At 44.2% G+C, this 328-nt stretch carries 1 protein-coding gene; it reads left to right on the top strand.

What is annotated here, in order from left to right:
• Positions 1–81 precede the first annotated feature (81 nt).
• Positions 82–328: hypothetical protein (locus tag AAEZ03_RS26510; protein ID WP_350582742.1), on the top strand; the 247-nt coding region annotated here is incomplete at its 3' end.

Below are 328 nucleotides of genomic sequence, written 5' to 3'. Positions count from 1 at the left end.
CAGTATGTGCATGTTGCTCTTACCATATCTTACAAATACCTGTAGTATAAATAAACAGTCGTCTTAACTCAGTTGAGTGACATGAACAACCAACCGCTGCAAACCCTTCCTAAGCTTATCTGGCGCTCGGTCGTGCAAGCCATCATTTTGGCTGTATTGGCTGGTATTTTATTGTCTTTTATTTACGGTTTGGTGCATCATTATCAACAGAAGCATCGTCATATTCAGCAATTGGCCGCCTTACTGACAAGCAGTGCGTCGACAGTAGATGGTGCCGACACTGTTGCCAAGCAAGTCAGCATTCTGTTGGCGGCAGAACCAAATATCC

It is taken from the genome of Pseudomonas sp. HY2-MNA-CIBAN-0224, assembly GCF_040310285.1.
In the GTDB taxonomy this organism is placed as follows: domain Bacteria; phylum Pseudomonadota; class Gammaproteobacteria; order Pseudomonadales; family Pseudomonadaceae; genus Aquipseudomonas; species Aquipseudomonas helleri.
This window is presented reverse-complemented; position numbering and strand designations above follow the sequence as displayed.